This window comes from Xanthomonas bromi, assembly GCF_900092025.1.
GTDB classification, from domain to species: Bacteria; Pseudomonadota; Gammaproteobacteria; order Xanthomonadales; family Xanthomonadaceae; genus Xanthomonas; species Xanthomonas bromi.
In genome coordinates, this window is record NZ_FLTX01000005.1 from 1 (window position 1) to 15,140 (window position 15,140).

General features: G+C 60.6%; 28 protein-coding genes. All 28 read left to right on the forward strand.

Annotation, left to right across the window (positions count from 1 at the left end; translation table 11 throughout):
- A partial coding sequence (locus XBLMG947_RS01410) for an EF-Tu C-terminal domain-related protein (RefSeq protein ID WP_083992786.1) occupies nucleotides 1-422 on the forward strand: 422 nt, incomplete at its 5' end.
- 459 nt (nucleotides 423-881) lie between these two features.
- Entirely contained in the window at nucleotides 882-1,193 is a 312-nt protein-coding gene (gene rpsJ, locus XBLMG947_RS01415; RefSeq protein WP_003486723.1) for a 30S ribosomal protein S10, read from the forward strand.
- Nucleotides 1,194-1,204: 11 nt separating this feature from the next.
- Entirely contained in the window at nucleotides 1,205-1,855 is a 651-nt protein-coding gene (gene rplC, locus XBLMG947_RS01420) for a 50S ribosomal protein L3 (RefSeq protein WP_005993363.1), read from the forward strand.
- A 12-nt stretch (nucleotides 1,856-1,867) separates the two neighbouring features.
- On the forward strand, nucleotides 1,868-2,473 hold the full coding sequence (gene rplD / locus XBLMG947_RS01425) for a 50S ribosomal protein L4 (protein ID WP_065466186.1): 606 nt from the start codon (nucleotides 1,868-1,870) through the stop codon (nucleotides 2,471-2,473).
- A complete protein-coding gene (gene rplW / locus XBLMG947_RS01430) occupies nucleotides 2,470-2,769 on the forward strand; it encodes a 50S ribosomal protein L23 (protein WP_002811694.1) in 300 nt (99 codons plus the stop codon). Before rplD ends, rplW begins: the two co-directional genes overlap by 4 nt.
- A 10-nt stretch (nucleotides 2,770-2,779) precedes the next feature.
- Complete coding sequence (gene rplB, locus XBLMG947_RS01435; RefSeq protein WP_003486715.1) at nucleotides 2,780-3,607, forward strand: 50S ribosomal protein L2; 828 nt, start codon at nucleotides 2,780-2,782, stop codon at nucleotides 3,605-3,607.
- Nucleotides 3,608-3,613: 6 nt separating this feature from the next.
- On the forward strand, nucleotides 3,614-3,883 hold the full coding sequence (gene rpsS / locus XBLMG947_RS01440; protein WP_005993369.1) for a 30S ribosomal protein S19: 270 nt from the start codon (nucleotides 3,614-3,616) through the stop codon (nucleotides 3,881-3,883).
- 12 nt (nucleotides 3,884-3,895) lie between these two features.
- Complete coding sequence (gene rplV, locus XBLMG947_RS01445) at nucleotides 3,896-4,231, forward strand: 50S ribosomal protein L22 (protein ID WP_002811686.1); 336 nt, start codon at nucleotides 3,896-3,898, stop codon at nucleotides 4,229-4,231.
- A gap of 17 nt (nucleotides 4,232-4,248) precedes the next feature.
- Nucleotides 4,249-4,983, forward strand: a complete 735-nt coding sequence (rpsC, locus tag XBLMG947_RS01450; protein ID WP_005993372.1) for a 30S ribosomal protein S3 — start codon at nucleotides 4,249-4,251, stop codon at nucleotides 4,981-4,983.
- Nucleotides 4,984-4,988: 5 nt separating this feature from the next.
- On the forward strand, nucleotides 4,989-5,402 hold the full coding sequence (gene rplP, locus XBLMG947_RS01455; RefSeq protein WP_003486706.1) for a 50S ribosomal protein L16: 414 nt from the start codon (nucleotides 4,989-4,991) through the stop codon (nucleotides 5,400-5,402).
- Entirely contained in the window at nucleotides 5,402-5,587 is a 186-nt protein-coding gene (rpmC, locus tag XBLMG947_RS01460) for a 50S ribosomal protein L29 (RefSeq protein WP_065466069.1), read from the forward strand. The genes rplP and rpmC overlap by 1 nt, the downstream gene beginning before the upstream one ends.
- An 11-nt stretch (nucleotides 5,588-5,598) precedes the next feature.
- Entirely contained in the window at nucleotides 5,599-5,868 is a 270-nt protein-coding gene (gene rpsQ / locus XBLMG947_RS01465) for a 30S ribosomal protein S17 (protein WP_065466070.1), read from the forward strand.
- Between the two features lie 14 nt (nucleotides 5,869-5,882).
- Nucleotides 5,883-6,251 (forward strand): 50S ribosomal protein L14, encoded by a 369-nt coding sequence (rplN, locus tag XBLMG947_RS01470; protein WP_003486699.1) that lies wholly within the window; start codon nucleotides 5,883-5,885, stop codon nucleotides 6,249-6,251.
- 15 nt (nucleotides 6,252-6,266) lie between these two features.
- Nucleotides 6,267-6,584, forward strand: a complete 318-nt coding sequence (gene rplX / locus XBLMG947_RS01475; protein WP_003486696.1) for a 50S ribosomal protein L24 — start codon at nucleotides 6,267-6,269, stop codon at nucleotides 6,582-6,584.
- 11 nt (nucleotides 6,585-6,595) lie between these two features.
- Nucleotides 6,596-7,138 carry a 50S ribosomal protein L5 gene (gene rplE, locus XBLMG947_RS01480; RefSeq protein WP_010371090.1) on the forward strand — a complete coding sequence of 181 codons (543 nt, stop codon included), beginning with the start codon at nucleotides 6,596-6,598 and terminating at the stop codon, nucleotides 7,136-7,138.
- A gap of 18 nt (nucleotides 7,139-7,156) precedes the next feature.
- Entirely contained in the window at nucleotides 7,157-7,462 is a 306-nt protein-coding gene (gene rpsN, locus XBLMG947_RS01485; RefSeq protein WP_065466071.1) for a 30S ribosomal protein S14, read from the forward strand.
- 205 nt (nucleotides 7,463-7,667) lie between these two features.
- Complete coding sequence (gene rpsH / locus XBLMG947_RS01490; protein ID WP_010371096.1) at nucleotides 7,668-8,066, forward strand: 30S ribosomal protein S8; 399 nt, start codon at nucleotides 7,668-7,670, stop codon at nucleotides 8,064-8,066.
- A 15-nt stretch (nucleotides 8,067-8,081) separates the two neighbouring features.
- The gene (gene rplF / locus XBLMG947_RS01495) at nucleotides 8,082-8,609 is read left to right on the forward strand and encodes a 50S ribosomal protein L6 (RefSeq protein WP_065466072.1); all 528 of its coding nucleotides are present in this window, start codon (nucleotides 8,082-8,084) and stop codon (nucleotides 8,607-8,609) included.
- 91 nt (nucleotides 8,610-8,700) lie between these two features.
- A complete protein-coding gene (rplR, locus tag XBLMG947_RS01500; RefSeq protein ID WP_010371104.1) occupies nucleotides 8,701-9,060 on the forward strand; it encodes a 50S ribosomal protein L18 in 360 nt (119 codons plus the stop codon).
- Nucleotides 9,061-9,218: 158 nt separating this feature from the next.
- Complete coding sequence (gene rpsE / locus XBLMG947_RS01505) at nucleotides 9,219-9,761, forward strand: 30S ribosomal protein S5 (RefSeq protein ID WP_003486682.1); 543 nt, start codon at nucleotides 9,219-9,221, stop codon at nucleotides 9,759-9,761.
- The gene (gene rpmD / locus XBLMG947_RS01510; protein ID WP_003486678.1) at nucleotides 9,754-9,945 is read left to right on the forward strand and encodes a 50S ribosomal protein L30; all 192 of its coding nucleotides are present in this window, start codon (nucleotides 9,754-9,756) and stop codon (nucleotides 9,943-9,945) included. Before rpsE ends, rpmD begins: the two co-directional genes overlap by 8 nt.
- 4 nt (nucleotides 9,946-9,949) lie before the next feature.
- Nucleotides 9,950-10,393: a 50S ribosomal protein L15 gene (rplO, locus tag XBLMG947_RS01515; RefSeq protein ID WP_011346542.1), complete on the forward strand. Its 444-nt coding sequence runs from the start codon at nucleotides 9,950-9,952 to the stop codon at nucleotides 10,391-10,393.
- Between the two features lie 7 nt (nucleotides 10,394-10,400).
- Entirely contained in the window at nucleotides 10,401-11,765 is a 1,365-nt protein-coding gene (gene secY / locus XBLMG947_RS01520) for a preprotein translocase subunit SecY (protein ID WP_008571664.1), read from the forward strand.
- Between the two features lie 332 nt (nucleotides 11,766-12,097).
- On the forward strand, nucleotides 12,098-12,454 hold the full coding sequence (rpsM, locus tag XBLMG947_RS01525) for a 30S ribosomal protein S13 (protein ID WP_003486672.1): 357 nt from the start codon (nucleotides 12,098-12,100) through the stop codon (nucleotides 12,452-12,454).
- Nucleotides 12,455-12,464: 10 nt separating this feature from the next.
- Complete coding sequence (gene rpsK, locus XBLMG947_RS01530; protein ID WP_003486671.1) at nucleotides 12,465-12,857, forward strand: 30S ribosomal protein S11; 393 nt, start codon at nucleotides 12,465-12,467, stop codon at nucleotides 12,855-12,857.
- Between the two features lie 15 nt (nucleotides 12,858-12,872).
- Nucleotides 12,873-13,499, forward strand: coding sequence for a 30S ribosomal protein S4 (gene rpsD / locus XBLMG947_RS01535; protein ID WP_065466073.1), 627 nt, complete (start codon nucleotides 12,873-12,875; stop codon nucleotides 13,497-13,499).
- A gap of 53 nt (nucleotides 13,500-13,552) precedes the next feature.
- Nucleotides 13,553-14,551 carry a DNA-directed RNA polymerase subunit alpha gene (locus XBLMG947_RS01540; RefSeq protein WP_065466074.1) on the forward strand — a complete coding sequence of 333 codons (999 nt, stop codon included), beginning with the start codon at nucleotides 13,553-13,555 and terminating at the stop codon, nucleotides 14,549-14,551.
- A gap of 180 nt (nucleotides 14,552-14,731) precedes the next feature.
- Nucleotides 14,732-15,115, forward strand: a complete 384-nt coding sequence (rplQ, locus tag XBLMG947_RS01545) for a 50S ribosomal protein L17 (RefSeq protein ID WP_065466075.1) — start codon at nucleotides 14,732-14,734, stop codon at nucleotides 15,113-15,115.
- Nucleotides 15,116-15,140 lie beyond the last annotated feature (25 nt).

Consider the following 15,140-nt stretch of genomic DNA (forward strand, 5'->3'; position numbering starts at 1 on the left):
CGGTCACTGGCGTGGAAATGTTCCGCAAGCTGCTGGACCAGGGTCAGGCAGGCGACAACGCCGGTCTACTGCTGCGCGGCACCAAGCGTGACGACGTGGAGCGCGGCCAGGTGCTGTGCAAGCCGGGTTCGATCAAGCCGCACACCGAATTCGAGGCCGAGGTGTACGTGCTGTCGAAAGAGGAAGGTGGTCGTCATAGTCCGTTCTTCCCAGGCTACCGTCCGCAGTTCTACTTCCGCACGACGGATATTACGGGTGCGGTGAGCTTGCCTGCGGGCGTGGAAATGGTGATGCCGGGCGACAACGTGAAAATGGTCGTGACCCTGATCAATCCGGTCGCGATGGACGAAGGTCTGCGCTTCGCCATCCGTGAAGGCGGTCGTACCGTCGGCGCCGGCGTGGTCGCCAAGATTATCAAGTAAGACATCTGCGTTCGACGCCTCGGTCGTCGACGTAGCGGAAAGGCCGGCGCAAGCCGGCCTTTTTCGTTTTCCAATGGAAACGGGTATGAGAGCGACCACAACATTCTCTAGCTAGAGCGCTTGCACGTCGAAATCACGCTCGCTATAATGCGCGGCTCGGTGTCCCTGGGTAGGGCGCTGAGTTACAGCGAAAAGAACGGCAGGACGCCGCTCGTGTTCGCCAGACCGGGAAGGTCGCGCTGCATGGGGCACTCAACAACTCACACGTTGTTGACCGTGTTCTTGTCGCGCATTATACTTTTCCGTCTGGGCAGGCCGGTTTACCGGGCTGCCTCAGTTTTTGGGCGGAGGAAATGCCCTCGCTGACAGGATTGCAGCGATTTCATCAACGTCAGGAATATCGGGGCAGGTATCCCAGAGGCCTTGCCCGTCGCTCTTTTAACGAAGGAAGCTTCCGTCATGTCGGAACAAAAGATCCGGATTCGGTTGAAGGCGTTCGATCATCGTTTGATCGACCGTTCGGCCAGCGAGATCGTCGAAACGGCTAAGCGGACCGGCGCGCAAGTGCGTGGCCCGATCCCGTTGCCGACCAAGATCGAACGTTACACCATCCTCGTATCCCCGCATGCCGACAAGGATGCGCGTGACCAATACGAAACCCGCACGCACAAGCGTGTGCTCGATATCGTCGACCCGAACGACAAGACCGTGGACGCGCTGATGAAGCTCGAGCTCGCGGCTGGCGTCGACGTACAGATCAAGTTGACCTGAGGACTACGACCATGACGAAGAAATATTCGTTGGGCTTCGTGGGCCGCAAGGCTGGCATGAGTCGCGTCTTCACTGAAGACGGCCGCTCGGTGCCGGTTACGCTGATCGAAGCAACTCCGAACCGCATCGCGCAGATCAAGACCGTTGAAACCGACGGCTACAGCGCAGTGCAGATTACCGTTGGCGCGCGTCGCGCCGCACTGGTCAACAAGCCGGCCGCCGGTCACTTCGCCAAGGCGAAGGTCGAAGCGGGTCGTGGCTTGTGGGAATTCCGCGTTGAAGATGCGCAGCTCGGCGATTTCGCCGTCGGCGGCGAAATCAAGGCGGACATCTTCGAGGTCGGCCAGAAGGTCGACGTCCAGGGCGTCACCAAGGGTAAGGGTTTCCAGGGCACCATCAAGCGCTACAACTTCCGTATGGGCGATGCAACTCACGGTAACTCGCTGTCGCATCGCGCGCCGGGTTCGTTGGGTCAGCGCCAGACCCCGGGTCGCGTTTTCCCGGGCAAGAAGATGTCGGGCCACATGGGCGCCGTGCAGCAAAGCACGCAGAACCTGGAAGTGGTCAAGGTCGACGTCGAGCGTGGTCTGATTGCTATCCGCGGCGCCGTGCCTGGCGCAGCTGGTGGCGACGTGATCGTCCGTCCGGCGAGCAAGGCATAAGGAGAGATGACGATGGAACTCGTTATCACGGGTAGCAATAACAAGGTCTCGGTCTCCGATGCCGTGTTCGGTCGCGAATTCAGCGAAGATCTGGTTCACCAGGTCGTCGTCGCTTATCGCAACGCCGGTCGCGCCGGTACCAAGGCACAGAAGACGCGTTCGGAAGTTGCGGGCACGACCAAGAAGTCGAAGAAACAGAAGGGCGGCGGTGCGCGTCATGGCGCGCTGACGGCTCCGATCTTCGTCGGCGGCGGCGTGACCTTCGCGGCCAAGCCGCGCAGCTTCGAGCAGAAGGTCAACCGCAAGATGTACCGTGCGGCCATCTGCGCGATCTTCTCCGAGTTGAACCGTCAGGGTCGTCTGATGATCGTCGACGCGTTCGACCTCGAAGCGACCAAGACCAAGGACCTGATCGAAAAGCTCAAGGGACTGGATGTGGGCAAGCGCCCGCTGATCGTCACCGAAGAAGCTTCCGAGTACCTGTATCTGTCCGCCCGCAATCTGCCGTATGTGCAGGTGCGTGATGTGCAGGGTCTGGATCCGGTCGCTCTGGTCGGGGCCGATACGGTCGTGATCACCGCCGATGCGGTCAAGAAGGTCGAGGAGTGGCTGGCATGAGCAGCAACGAAAAAATCTTCAGCGTGCTGCGTGCTCCGCGAGTCTCCGAAAAGACCGCGCGCCTGCAGGAAATTTCCAACCAGTATGTCTTCGAAGTTTCGAACGAAGCCACCAAGGCCGATGTAAAGGCCGCGGTTGAGCAGCTGTTCGACGTCAAGGTCAAGGCAGTCAACGTGGTCAACGTCAAGGGCAAGAGCAAGTCCTTCCGTAACCGTGCTGGCAGCCGTGGCAATTGGCGCAAGGCGTACGTCCGCTTGGTTGATGGTCAGTCCATCGACGTAACGGCCAAGGCCTGAGGTCCATCCCATGCCATTGATGAAGTTCAAACCCACCTCTCCCGGCCGTCGTTCCGCCGTGCGCGTGGTTACTCCCGATCTGCACAAGGGCGCACCGCACGCGGCGCTGCTCGATTCGCAGAGCAAGTCCGGTGGTCGTAACCACCATGGCCGCATCACCGTGCGTCACGTCGGTGGTGGCCACAAGCAGCACTACCGGATCATCGACTTCAAGCGCAACAAGGAAGGCATTCCGGCGCGTGTGGAGCGGATCGAATACGATCCGAACCGTACCGCCCATATCGCTCTGCTGTGCTATGTCGACGGCGAGCGTCGCTACATCATCGCCCCCAAGGGCCTGAAGGCTGGCGACCAGGTCATTGCCGGTGCCAATGCACCGATCAAGACCGGCAACACGCTGCCGCTGCGCAACATCCCGGTCGGTACGACGGTTCACGGTATCGAACTGAAGCCGGGTAAGGGCGCTCAGATCGCACGTGCTGCCGGTGCAGCCGTCCAGCTGGTCGCTCGCGAAGGCATCTATGCCACGCTGCGTCTGCGCTCGGGCGAAATGCGCAAGGTGCCGGTCGAGTGCCGCGCCACCATCGGCGAAGTCGGAAACGACGAGCACAACCTCGAGAAGTTGGGCAAGGCCGGCGCTAAGCGTTGGCGCGGTGTTCGCCCGACCGTCCGCGGTGCGGCCATGAACCCGGTCGATCACCCGCACGGTGGTGGTGAAGCGAAGGCTGGTCAGGGTAATCCGCATCCGGTCACCCCGTGGGGTGTTCCGACCAAGGGTTACAAGACGCGCAAGAACAAGCGCACCCAGCAATTCATCGTCCGCGATCGTAGGGGCTAATCGACCATGGCACGTTCACTCAAGAAGGGCCCGTTCGTCGATCACCACCTTGCAAAGAAGGTGGAGTCCGCTGCGGGTAGCAAGAAGCCGATCAAGACCTGGTCGCGCCGTTCGATGATCCTGCCCGAAATGGTAGGCATCACCATCGCCGTGCATAACGGCAAGAACCACATTCCGGTGCTCGTCAACGAGAATATGGTCGGCCACAAGCTCGGCGAATTTGCCGTCACCCGGACCTTCAAGGGTCACGGTGGCGACAAGAAGTCGAGCAGGTAAGGAGAGATGACGATGGAAGCGAAAGCAATCCTGCGCACCGCGCGCATCTCCCCGCAGAAGGCCCGCCTGGTCGCTGACCAGGTGCGTGGTTTGTCCGCCGAACGTGCGGTCAATCTGCTGAAGTTCTCGGATAAGAAGGCTGCACACCTGATCAAAAAGGTTGTGGAGTCGGCTATTGCCAATGCCGAGAACAATCAGGGCGCGGATGTCGACGAGCTGAAGGTCAAGACCATCATGGTTGATGAAGGTCCGTCCCTGAAGCGTTTCATGGCGCGGGCGAAAGGCCGCGGTACCCGCATCCTCAAGCGCACCAGTCACATCACTGTGATTGTCGGCGCCGCCAAGTAAGCGGAAAGGAAAAGACCATGGGTCATAAAGTTCATCCGACTGGAATCCGTCTTGGTATCTCCAAAGACTGGAACTCCAAGTGGTACGCAAACAAGGGCGATTTTGCTGCCTATCTGGCAGCCGACCTGAAAGTGCGTGAAATGCTGCGCAAGAAGCTGGCGCAGGCAGGTGTCAGCAAGATCTTGATCGAGCGCCCTGCCAAAACCGCCCGCGTCACGATCCACACTGCCCGGCCGGGCGTGGTGATCGGCAAGCGTGGCGAGGACATCGAAAAGCTGCGTAAGGAAGTGAGCGAGCTGATGGGCGTTCCGGCGCACATCAACGTCACCGAAGTGCGCAAGCCGGAGCTGGATGCGCAGCTGGTCGCCGAATCGATCGCGCAGCAGCTTGAGCGTCGCATCATGTTCCGCCGCGCAATGAAGCGCTCGGTCGGTAACGCGATGCGCCTGGGTGCCCTGGGCATCAAGGTCAATGTGGCTGGCCGCCTCAACGGTGCAGAAATCGCCCGTTCGGAGTGGTACCGCGAAGGCCGCGTGCCGCTGCACACGCTACGTGCCGACATTGATTACGGTTTTGCCGAAGCGTCCACGACGTACGGCATCATCGGCATCAAGGTCTGGATCTATAAGGGCGAAGTCTTCGACTTCTCTCAGGTTGGCCAGGAAAAGCAGGACGACAGCCCGCGCAACGATCGTAACGATCGCGGTGACCGTGGCGACCGCCCGTCGCGCCCGGCTCGTGAAGCGAGGTAACGGCAATGTTGCAACCCAAGCGAACCAAATATCGCAAGATGCACAAGGGCCGCAATGACGGCCTGGCATGGAGCGGAAACGCCGTCAGCTTCGGCGAATACGGCCTCAAGGCCACGGCGCACGGTCAGTTGACCGCACGCCAGATTGAAGCAGCACGTCGCACGATCAGCCGCCACGTCAAAAAGGGCGGCAAGATGTGGATCCGTGTGTTCCCCGACAAGCCGATCACCAAGAAGCCGATCGAAGTCCGCATGGGCTCCGGTAAGGGCAACGTGGAGTACTGGGTCGCGCAGATTCAGCCGGGCCGCATGATCTATGAAATCGAGGGTATTCCCGAAGAGACCGCACGCGAGGCGTTCCGCCTTGCAGCTGCCAAGCTCTCGGTGACGACCACTTTCGTGACCCGGACGGTGCGCTGATGGATATCAAACAACTCCGCGAGAAGTCGGCTGACGAACTGAAGGTCCACCTGACCGATCTGCGTAAGGAGCAGTTCTCGCTCCGCATGCAGCAGGTCACCGGCCAGCTGCCGAAGACCCACGAAACCCGCCGGGTGCGCCGCGAGATTGCTCGCGTCAAGCATCTGCTCGGCAGCACCAAGTAAGGACGGCCGCGATGAGCGACAACAACGAAAAGCAAACGCTGCGCACGGTCGAAGGCCGTGTCGTGAGCAACAAGATGGACAAGACGGTCACCGTGTTGGTGGAGCGCCAGGTCAAGCATGCTCTGTACGGCAAGTACATCAAGCGCTCGACCAAGCTGCACGCACACGATGCCGACAATGCCTGCAATGAAGGCGACGTCGTGCGTGTGACCGAGATTGCTCCAATGTCCAAGACCAAGAACTGGCGGGTGGTCGAAATCGTCACCCGTTCGGCCGGCTAAGGGAGATCTGAATCATGATCCAGATGCAGAGCTACCTCGATGTGGCCGACAATTCGGGTGCCAAGGAAGTGATGTGCATCAAGGTGCTGGGCGGCTCCAAGCGCCGTTACGCACACATTGGCGACATCATCAAGGTGACCGTCAAGGACGCCATTCCGCGTGGCAAAGTCAAGAAGGGCGAAGTCTACGACGCCGTCGTGGTGCGTACCCGCAAGGGTGTGCGCCGTCCCGACGGTTCGCTGATCCGCTTCGATGGCAACGCCGCTGTGCTGTTGAACAACAAGCAGGAGCCGATCGGGACCCGCATCTTCGGGCCGGTGACGCGCGAGCTGCGTTCCGAGAAGTTCATGAAGATCGTCTCGCTCGCTCCCGAAGTGCTGTGAGCGGAGGACATACACATGGCTAACCGTATCAAGAAGGGCGACCAGGTCGTCATCAACACCGGCAAGGACAAGGGTAAGCAGGGTGAAGTCGTGCGTGTGGACGGCGATCGCGTGATCGTCTCCAACGCCAACGTCATCAAGCGCCACACCAAACCGAACCCGCAGGCAGGCGTTGCCGGCGGCGTGGTCGAGCGTGAAGCGTCGATCCATATCTCCAACGTCAATATCGTCAACCCGGCAACGGGCAAGGGCGAGCGCGTTGGCTTCAAGGTGCTGGAGGATGGACGCAAATTGCGTGTGTTCCGCTCCAGCGGTGAGGCGCTTGACGCCTGAGGAATGAGATCATGAATACGCGTCTCGAAAAGTTTTACAAGGAAAACGTGGTGCCGGCCCTGATGAAGGAATTCGGCTACACCAATCCGATGGAAGTGCCGAAGCTGGTCAAGGTCACGCTCAACATGGGCGTGGGCGAAGCGGCTACCAACAAGAAGATTCTGGAAAATGCGGTCGCCGACATGTCCAAGATCTCCGGTCAGAAGCCGGTGGTCACCAAGTCGCGCGTCTCGGTCGCATCGTTCAAGATTCGTGACGGTTGGCCGATCGGCTGCAAGACCACCTTGCGTCGCGCCAAGATGTACGAGTTCCTGGATCGCCTGATCAACATCTCGTTGCCGCGCGTGCGCGACTTCCGTGGTGTGTCCGGTCGCTCCTTCGACGGTCGTGGCAACTTCAACATGGGTGTGAAGGAACAGATCATCTTCCCGGAAATCGACTTCGACGCCGTCGACGCGATTCGCGGTATGGATATCGCCATCACCACCACCGCCAAGACGGATGCGGAAGCGAAGGCGCTGCTCGCAGCGTTCAAGTTCCCGTTCCGTAACTGACCGTCGAGGACATCCGAAATGGCAAAGACCTCCATGATTCACCGCGATATCAAGCGTGCAAAGCTGGCAAAGAAATTCGCCGGCAAGCGTGATGCGCTGAAGAAGATCCTCTCCAGTCATGACGCGTCCTACGAAGAGAAGATCGATGCGTCGACCAAGTTGCAGAAGCTGCCGCGCGATTCGTCGCCGAGTCGCCACCGCAACCGTTGCGAATTGTCCGGTCGTCCGCGCGGTGTCTACCGCAAGTTCGGTCTGGGTCGCAACATGCTGCGCAAAGCCACGATGAACGGCGACGTTCCTGGCCTGCGTAAGGCAAGCTGGTAACAGCATTGCCGGCCGTTCGCGGCTGGTTTGAGCAGGATTGTTCTGTTCAACAAGGGAGTCCGACGCAAGTCGGGCTCTTTTGTCGTATACTTCCGCTTCTGTCTTGCCCGTACAGGTTCGGCATGGCGTCAAGGGTCCTGGCCCGTCCCCAGGAAAACACAAGATTTTCGCGAAAGCGGATATCGGTGCACTCAAAGGTACTCATATGAGCATGACTGATCCCATCGCCGACCTGCTGGTTCGCATCAAGAATGCGGCCGCGGTTGGTAAGCAGACGGTGAAATTGCCGTCGTCCAAGATTAAGGTTGCGATCGCCCAAGTCCTGAAGGATGAAGGGTACATCACCGACCTGCGCGTTACGGCCACCGAAAACAACAAGTCGGAGCTCGAAATTGTGCTGAAGTATTTCGAAGGCCGTCCGGTCATCGAGACCTTGAAGCGTTTTTCGCGCTCGGGTCTGCGTCAGTACCGCGGCAAGACCGAGCTGCCCAAGGTCCTCGGTGGCCTGGGTATCGCCATCATCTCCACGTCGAAGGGCATCATGACCGATGCGCAGGCTCGCGAAGCCGGCGTTGGTGGTGAAGTTCTGTGCTTCGTGGCCTAAGGGAAGGAATCGAACATGTCCCGTGTAGCCAAGAAGCCCGTCTCCCTTCCGAAGGGTGTTGAACTCAAGGTCCAGCCTGAGCTGGTCAGCGTCAAGGGCCCGAAGGGCACGTTGACCCTGCCGAAGCCGGTTGGCGTCGAAATCGCCGTCGATGGCGACGTTGCAACGCTGTCGGCCAATGATCCATCGCAGATCGCGATTACCGGCACCGTGCGCGCCATCCTGGCCAATATGGTCAAGGGTGTTTCCGAAGGCTTTGAGCGCAAGCTCGAGCTGGTCGGCGTCGGTTACCGCGCTGCCATGCAGGGCAAGGATCTGAGCCTGGCGCTCGGTTTCTCGCATCCGCTGGTGTTCGTGGCGCCGGAAGGCATCACGCTGTCGACTCCGACCCAGACCGAAATTCTGGTTCAGGGCGCTGACAAGCAGCGCGTCGGCGAAGTCGCCGCCAAGATCCGCGGTTTCCGTCCGCCGGAGCCCTACAAGGGCAAGGGTGTGAAGTACGCCGGTGAAGTCATCATTCGCAAAGAAGCCAAGAAGGCGTAAGGCAGGTCCCTCTGCTAGGAGCCCGGCCATCCATGGCCGGACTTCTAAATGCAAAAGCCTGTTTTCCTTCAGCTTCCGTAGGACACATATCATGAGCATCAACAAGAACATCGCCCGTCTGCGTCGCGCCAAGTCCACCCGCTCGCACATCCGTGAGCTGGGCGTCGCCCGTCTGTCGGTGCTGCGCACCGGTCAGCATCTGTACGCGCAAGTCTTCACTGCCGACGGCTCCAAGGTGATCGCTGCGGCGAACACCCTGCAGGCCGACGTCAAGGACGGCCTGAAGAACGGCAAGAACAGCGATGCGGCCGTCAAGGTCGGCAAGCTGATCGCCGAGCGCGCCAAGGCTGCTGGCATCGAGAAGGTCGCATTCGACCGCTCGGGCTATCGCTACCACGGCCGCATCAAGGCGCTGGCCGATGCAGCTCGCGAAGGCGGCCTGCAGTTCTAAGCATTGCTGCGGATGTGGTCATCGACCACATCTGCAATACCGCCGGCAGTGAGATGCCGGACCGTCCCGTTCTTTTGCAACGGTGCCGGGAACACAGCGTGACTCCACAACCATAAGCGGCTTCGAGCCGTACATACTCAATCAATCAAGGAATCAAGATGGCAGAAGAACGTGCACCGCGGGGTCGTGATCGCGACCGTAACCGCGAAGAGAAAGTCGACGATGGCATGATCGAAAAGCTGGTCGCGGTCAATCGCGTCAGCAAGACGGTCAAGGGCGGTCGCCAGTTCACCTTCACCGCGCTGACCGTGGTCGGCGATGGTCTGGGCAAGGTCGGTTTCGGTTATGGCAAGGCGCGCGAAGTGCCGGTCGCCATCCAGAAGTCGATGGAGCAGGCGCGCAAGAATCTGGCCACTGTCGATCTGAATAACGGTACCTTGTGGCATGCGGTCAAGTCCGGGCACGGCGCAGCGCGCGTGTATATGCAGCCGGCTTCGGAAGGTACGGGCGTCATCGCCGGCGGTGCCATGCGCGCCGTGCTGGAAGCGGTTGGCGTGAAGAACGTGCTGGCCAAGGCCGTTGGTTCGCGTAACCCGATCAACCTGGTCCGTGCAACCCTGAAGGGTCTGTCGGAAGTGCAGTCGCCGGCACGTGTGGCGGCTAAGCGCGGCAAGAAGGTGGAGGAGCTCAACCATGGCTAAGGACACCAACAAGACCGTGAAGGTGCGCCTGGTGCGTGGCCTGCGTGGAACCCAGTCGCGTCACCGCCTGTCGGTACGTGCGTTGGGCCTGAATAAGCTCAACGATGTGCGTGAACTGAAGGACAGCCCGCAGGTGCGTGGCCTGATCAATACGGTTCACTACCTCGTCAAGGTTGAGGAGTAATCCCATGACTCTGCGTCTTAATGACCTCAAGCCGGCCGACGGCGCCCGTACCGAACGCACCCGCGTCGGTCGTGGTATCGGTTCGGGCCTCGGCAAGACCGCTGGTCGCGGTCACAAGGGTTCGTTCGCTCGTAAGGGCGGCGGCAAGATCAAGGCTGGCTTCGAAGGCGGCCAGACCCCGATGCAGCGCCGTCTGCCGAAGATCGGTTTCCGCTCCAAGATGGCGCGTGATACCGCTGAAGTGTTGTCCTACCAGCTGGACAAGCTGGATGCCGGTGATGTCGACTTTGCAGCGTTGCGTGCGGCCAACCTGGTCCCGAGCCGTGCCAAGAAGGCGAAGGTCGTGCTGAAGGGCGAGCTGAGCAAGAAGTTCGTGCTGAAGGGCGTTGCGGCTACCGCAGGCGCCAAGGCAGCAATCGAAGCTGCCGGCGGCAGCGTAGAGGAGTAATCGGCAGATGGCGCAGGCTGGCATTGGTAACCTCGGTGGCGGGCTCGGCAAGTTCACGGAACTTCGCCAGCGGCTACTGTTCGTCCTCGGGGCATTGATCGTCTATCGCATCGGCTGCTATGTGCCGGTGCCGGGCGTCAATCCCGATGCCATGCTTTCGTTGATGCAGGCGCAGGGCGGCGGCATCGTGGACATGTTCAACATGTTCTCGGGCGGCGCCCTGCACCGTTTCAGTATTTTTGCGTTGAACGTGATGCCGTACATCTCGGCGTCGATCGTGATCCAGCTGGCCACGCACATCTTTCCCGCCCTCAAGGCGATGCAGAAGGAAGGCGAGTCGGGCCGACGCAAGATCACCCAGTATTCGCGCATTGGCGCTGTGCTTTTGGCGGTGGTGCAGGGCGGCAGTATCGCGCTCGCGCTGCAGAACCAGACGGCACCGGGCGGCGCTCCGGTGGTGTACGCGCCGGGTATGGGCTTTGTCCTCACCGCAGTCATCGCGCTGACCGCTGGTACCATTTTCCTGATGTGGGTTGGCGAGCAGGTCACAGAGCGCGGTATCGGCAACGGTGTATCGCTGATCATCTTTGCCGGCATCGTGGCCGGTCTGCCGTCGGCGGCGATCCAGACCGTCGAGGCGTTCCGCGAAGGCAATCTGAGCTTCATTTCGCTGTTGCTGATCGTCATCACCATCCTGGCGTTTACGCTGTTTGTGGTGTTCGTCGAGCGTGGGCAGCGGCGTATTACGGTCAACTACGCGCGCCGCCAGGGCGGTCGCAATGCGTACATGAACCAGACTTCGTTCCTGCCGCTCAAGCTCAACATGGCTGGCGTGATTCCGCCGATCTTTGCCTCCAGCATCCTGGCATTCCCGGCGACGCTGTCGATGTGGTCGGGTCAGGCGGCTTCGGGCGGGGTGGGGTCGTGGCTGCAGAAGATCGCCAATGCGCTTGGGCCCGGTGAGCCGGTGCACATGCTGGTCTTCGCTGCGCTGATCATCGGTTTCGCGTTCTTCTACACGGCGCTGGTGTTCAACTCGCAGGAAACCGCCGACAACTTGAAGAAGTCTGGCGCGCTGATTCCGGGCATCCGTCCGGGCAAGGCGACCGCCGACTATGTGGACGGCGTGCTGACGCGTCTGACCGCAGCCGGTTCGCTGTACCTGGTCATCGTCTGTCTGCTGCCGGAAATCATGCGCACGCAGCTCGGCACCTCGTTCCACTTCGGTGGCACTTCGCTGCTGATCGCGGTGGTGGTGGTGATGGACTTCATTGCGCAGATCCAGGCGCATCTGATGTCGCATCAGTATGAGAGCCTGCTGAAGAAGGCCAACCTCAAGGGCGGCTCGCGCGGCGGCTTGGCGCGCGGTTAAGTGGTACACTAGATCTTCATTACGTGAAGACGGCCTGGTTCCCGGGCCACGATCTTCCGATCAGAAGGGCGGCTCGCGCGACGTCTCGCGCGCGGGTGTGACGGGGTGGTCCTGTGCGGGAGTAGCACAGGCGATTCGGAGCAGTTTTCTGGATCAACACCGTCCGGCGCCGGAGCGAGGGCACACTCCCCACGCCGGGTCCATGGAACTATTGGTTCCACGGGCTTCAAAGCAATCCGAGGCCTTGTTATCATTCCAAGTTCACTTTTGATCCATCCTGCCGGATGGCGCCTGGGCGCTGTCGGGCCATCACTCAGTTGGAGAATCGCGTCATGGCGCGTATTGCAGGCGTCAACCTGCCAGCCCAGAAGCACGTCTGGGTCGGGTTGCAAAGCATCTACGGCATCGGCCGTACCCGTTCGAAGAAGCTCTGCGAATCCGCAGGCGTTACCTCGACCACGAAGATTCGTGATCTGTCCGAACCCGAAATCGAGCGCCTGCGCGCCGAAGTCGGCAAGTATGTCGTCGAAGGCGACCTGCGCCGCGAAATCGGTATCGCGATCAAGCGACTGATGGACCTGGGCTGCTATCGCGGTCTGCGTCATCGCCGTGGTCTCCCGCTGCGTGGTCAGCGCACCCGTACCAACGCCCGCACCCGTAAGGGTCCGCGCAAGGCGATCAGGAAGTAAGGGATAGATCATGGCAAAGCCAGCAGAAAAGAAAACGAAGAAGAAGATCAAGCGCGTCATCACTGACGGCGTCGCTCACGTCCACGCTTCGTTCAACAACACCATCGTCACCATCACCGATCGCCAGGGCAATGCGCTGTCGTGGGCTACGTCCGGCGGCGCCGGTTTCCGTGGTTCGCGTAAGTCGACCCCGTTCGCTGCTCAGGTTGCCGCCGAAAAGGCTGGCCGCGCTGCGCTCGATTACGGCGTGAAGTCGCTGGAAGTACGTATCAAGGGCCCGGGTCCGGGCCGTGAGTCGGCCGTGCGTTCGTTGAACAACGTGGGCTACAAGATCACCAACATCATCGACGTGACGCCAATCCCGCACAACGGGTGCCGTCCGCCGAAGAAGCGTCGCGTCTAAAGGGAGCGATAAGAAATGGCTCGTTATATCGGTCCTACCTGTAAGCTCGCGCGCCGCGAAGGCGCCGACCTTTCCCTCAAGAGCCCGGCGCGTGCGCTGGACTCCAAGTGCAAGCTTGAGCAGAAGCCCGGCCAACACGGCGCGGCTCGCAAAGGCAAGCTCTCCGACTACGCTACCCAGCTGCGCGAAAAGCAGAAGGTCAAGCGCACCTACGGTTTGCTGGAACGTCAATTCCGCAACTACTACAAGAAGGCCTCGACCAAGAAGGGCAACACCGGCGAGAACCTGCTGCAGTTGTTGGAAACCCGTCTGGACAACGTCTGCTACCGCATGGGCTTTGCCGTCACCCGTCCGGCCGCGCGCCAGCTGGTGTCGCACCGTGGCGTGCTGGTCAATGGCAAGTCGGTGAATCTGGCTTCGTACCAGATCAAGGCTGGCGATGCGATCACGCTGTCGGAAAAGGCACAGAAGCAGCTCCGCGTGCAGGAAGCCCTGACCGTGGCTGAGCAGCACGACATGACGCCGTCGTGGGTTGAAGTCGATTCGAAGAAGTTCAGCGGCGTGTTCAAGGCCGTGCCGGATCGTGCTGACCTGCCTTCGGATATCAACGAAGCGCTGATCGTCGAGTTGTATTCGAAGTAATTCACATTGGAGAACCTCCGGTACTGCCGGAGGTTCGCAGGAGACCCCGCAACATGACGGTTACCGCCAACCAGGTTCTGCGCCCCCGTGGTCCGCAGATCGAACGTCTTACCGACAACCGTGCCAAGGTCGTGATCGAGCCCTTGGAGCGCGGTTACGGGCACACGCTGGGCAATGCCCTGCGTCGTGTGCTGTTGTCGTCGATCCCCGGTTTTGCGATCACCGAGGTCGAGATCGACGGCGTGCTGCACGAGTACACCACGGTCGAAGGTTTGCAGGAAGACGTGCTGGACGTCCTGCTCAACCTGAAAGACGTGGCCATTCGCATGCACAGTGGCGACAGCGCCATGCTGTCGTTGTCCAAGCAGGGTCCGGGCACGGTCACTGCGGCCGACATCAGGACCGATCACAACGTTGAGATCATCAACGGCGACCACGTGATCTGCCACCTGACCAAAGACACCGCATTGAACATGCGCCTGAAGATCGAGCGTGGGTTCGGCTATCAGCCGGCTGCTGCGCGTCGTCGTCCGGACGAAGAGACCCGTACCATCGGTCGTCTGATGCTGGATGCGTCGTTCTCGCCGGTGCGTCGCGTCGCCTACGCCGTGGAAGCTGCGCGCGTCGAGCAGCGTACCGACCTCGACAAGCTGGTCATCGATATCGAAACCAACGGCACGATCGATGCCGAGGAAGCCGTGCGCACCGCCGCCGACATCCTCAGCGATCAGCTGTCGGTGTTCGGCGATTTCACCCACCGCGATCGCGGTGCGGCCAAGCCGGCTGCGAGCGGCGTGGATCCGGTGCTGCTGCGCCCGATCGACGACCTCGAGCTGACCGTGCGTTCGGCTAATTGCCTCAAGGCCGAGAGCATTTACTACATCGGCGATCTGATCCAGAAGACCGAAGTGGAGCTGCTCAAGACCCCGAATCTGGGCAAGAAGTCGCTCACCGAAATCAAGGAAGTGCTGGCACAGCGCGGCCTTGCACTGGGCATGAAGCTGGAGAACTGGCCGCCGGCCGGTGTCGCCCAGCATGGCATGCTTGGTTAATGCATCACCGCATGGGCGTCTTCGGGCGCCCATGTTTGTTTTTTTACATCGACGGGCCAAAGCCTGCGATGACATCCGGTCGAAGGACGGCCGGTTCGGACCAACCGCAGTCCATTCAACAGCGCCAGGATGGCGACAACGTCACTCAGCAGTCTCAATATTCTTTAGGAAATCACACTCATGCGTCACCAGAAATCCGGTCGTAAGTTCAACCGCACCAGCGCGCACCGCGAAGCCATGTTCCGCAATATGGCCGCTTCGCTGTTCAAGCACGAGCTGATCAAGACCACCTTGCCGAAGGCCAAGGAACTGCGTCGCGTCGCCGAGCCGCTGATCACCATCGGCAAGGTCGATGGCGTTGCCAATCGTCGTCTGGCGTTTGCCCGTCTGCGCGACAAGGAAGCGGTGGGCAAGCTGTTCGTCGAACTGGGCCCGCGTTACGCGACCCGTCCCGGCGGCTACCTGCGTATCCTGAAGGCCGGCTATCGTGCCGGTGACAATGCGCCGATGGCGTATGTGGAGCTGGTCGACCGTCCGGTCGTGGCCGAAGAAGTGACCGAGTAATCGGATCGCCTTTGTAAAGATTCTT

Excerpts from the sequence above, each read along its gene's own strand:
- rplB (WP_003486715.1), top strand. The coding sequence starts at position 2,780 with ATGCCATTGATGAAGTTCAAACCCACCTCTCCCGGCCGTCGTTCCGCC.
- rpsK (WP_003486671.1), top strand. The coding sequence starts at position 12,465 with ATGGCAAAGCCAGCAGAAAAGAAAACGAAGAAGAAGATCAAGCGCGTC.
- rpsN (WP_065466071.1), top strand. The coding sequence starts at position 7,157 with ATGGCAAAGACCTCCATGATTCACCGCGATATCAAGCGTGCAAAGCTG.
- rpsC (WP_005993372.1), top strand. The coding sequence starts at position 4,249 with ATGGGTCATAAAGTTCATCCGACTGGAATCCGTCTTGGTATCTCCAAA.
- rpsE (WP_003486682.1), top strand. The coding sequence starts at position 9,219 with ATGGCAGAAGAACGTGCACCGCGGGGTCGTGATCGCGACCGTAACCGC.
- secY (WP_008571664.1), top strand. The coding sequence starts at position 10,401 with ATGGCGCAGGCTGGCATTGGTAACCTCGGTGGCGGGCTCGGCAAGTTC.
- rpmD (WP_003486678.1), top strand. The coding sequence starts at position 9,754 with ATGGCTAAGGACACCAACAAGACCGTGAAGGTGCGCCTGGTGCGTGGC.
- rplR (WP_010371104.1), top strand. The coding sequence starts at position 8,701 with ATGAGCATCAACAAGAACATCGCCCGTCTGCGTCGCGCCAAGTCCACC.
- rpsD (WP_065466073.1), top strand. The coding sequence starts at position 12,873 with ATGGCTCGTTATATCGGTCCTACCTGTAAGCTCGCGCGCCGCGAAGGC.
- rplC (WP_005993363.1), top strand. The coding sequence starts at position 1,205 with ATGACGAAGAAATATTCGTTGGGCTTCGTGGGCCGCAAGGCTGGCATG.
- rplF (WP_065466072.1), top strand. The coding sequence starts at position 8,082 with ATGTCCCGTGTAGCCAAGAAGCCCGTCTCCCTTCCGAAGGGTGTTGAA.
- rplE (WP_010371090.1), top strand. The coding sequence starts at position 6,596 with ATGAATACGCGTCTCGAAAAGTTTTACAAGGAAAACGTGGTGCCGGCC.
- rplP (WP_003486706.1), top strand. The coding sequence starts at position 4,989 with ATGTTGCAACCCAAGCGAACCAAATATCGCAAGATGCACAAGGGCCGC.
- XBLMG947_RS01540 (WP_065466074.1), top strand. The coding sequence starts at position 13,553 with ATGACGGTTACCGCCAACCAGGTTCTGCGCCCCCGTGGTCCGCAGATC.
- rpsQ (WP_065466070.1), top strand. The coding sequence starts at position 5,599 with ATGAGCGACAACAACGAAAAGCAAACGCTGCGCACGGTCGAAGGCCGT.
- rpsM (WP_003486672.1), top strand. The coding sequence starts at position 12,098 with ATGGCGCGTATTGCAGGCGTCAACCTGCCAGCCCAGAAGCACGTCTGG.
- rpsJ (WP_003486723.1), top strand. The coding sequence starts at position 882 with ATGTCGGAACAAAAGATCCGGATTCGGTTGAAGGCGTTCGATCATCGT.
- rplO (WP_011346542.1), top strand. The coding sequence starts at position 9,950 with ATGACTCTGCGTCTTAATGACCTCAAGCCGGCCGACGGCGCCCGTACC.
- rpmC (WP_065466069.1), top strand. The coding sequence starts at position 5,402 with ATGGATATCAAACAACTCCGCGAGAAGTCGGCTGACGAACTGAAGGTC.
- rpsH (WP_010371096.1), top strand. The coding sequence starts at position 7,668 with ATGAGCATGACTGATCCCATCGCCGACCTGCTGGTTCGCATCAAGAAT.
- rplQ (WP_065466075.1), top strand. The coding sequence starts at position 14,732 with ATGCGTCACCAGAAATCCGGTCGTAAGTTCAACCGCACCAGCGCGCAC.
- rpsS (WP_005993369.1), top strand. The coding sequence starts at position 3,614 with ATGGCACGTTCACTCAAGAAGGGCCCGTTCGTCGATCACCACCTTGCA.
- rplX (WP_003486696.1), top strand. The coding sequence starts at position 6,267 with ATGGCTAACCGTATCAAGAAGGGCGACCAGGTCGTCATCAACACCGGC.
- rplD (WP_065466186.1), top strand. The coding sequence starts at position 1,868 with ATGGAACTCGTTATCACGGGTAGCAATAACAAGGTCTCGGTCTCCGAT.
- rplN (WP_003486699.1), top strand. The coding sequence starts at position 5,883 with ATGATCCAGATGCAGAGCTACCTCGATGTGGCCGACAATTCGGGTGCC.
- rplV (WP_002811686.1), top strand. The coding sequence starts at position 3,896 with ATGGAAGCGAAAGCAATCCTGCGCACCGCGCGCATCTCCCCGCAGAAG.
- rplW (WP_002811694.1), top strand. The coding sequence starts at position 2,470 with ATGAGCAGCAACGAAAAAATCTTCAGCGTGCTGCGTGCTCCGCGAGTC.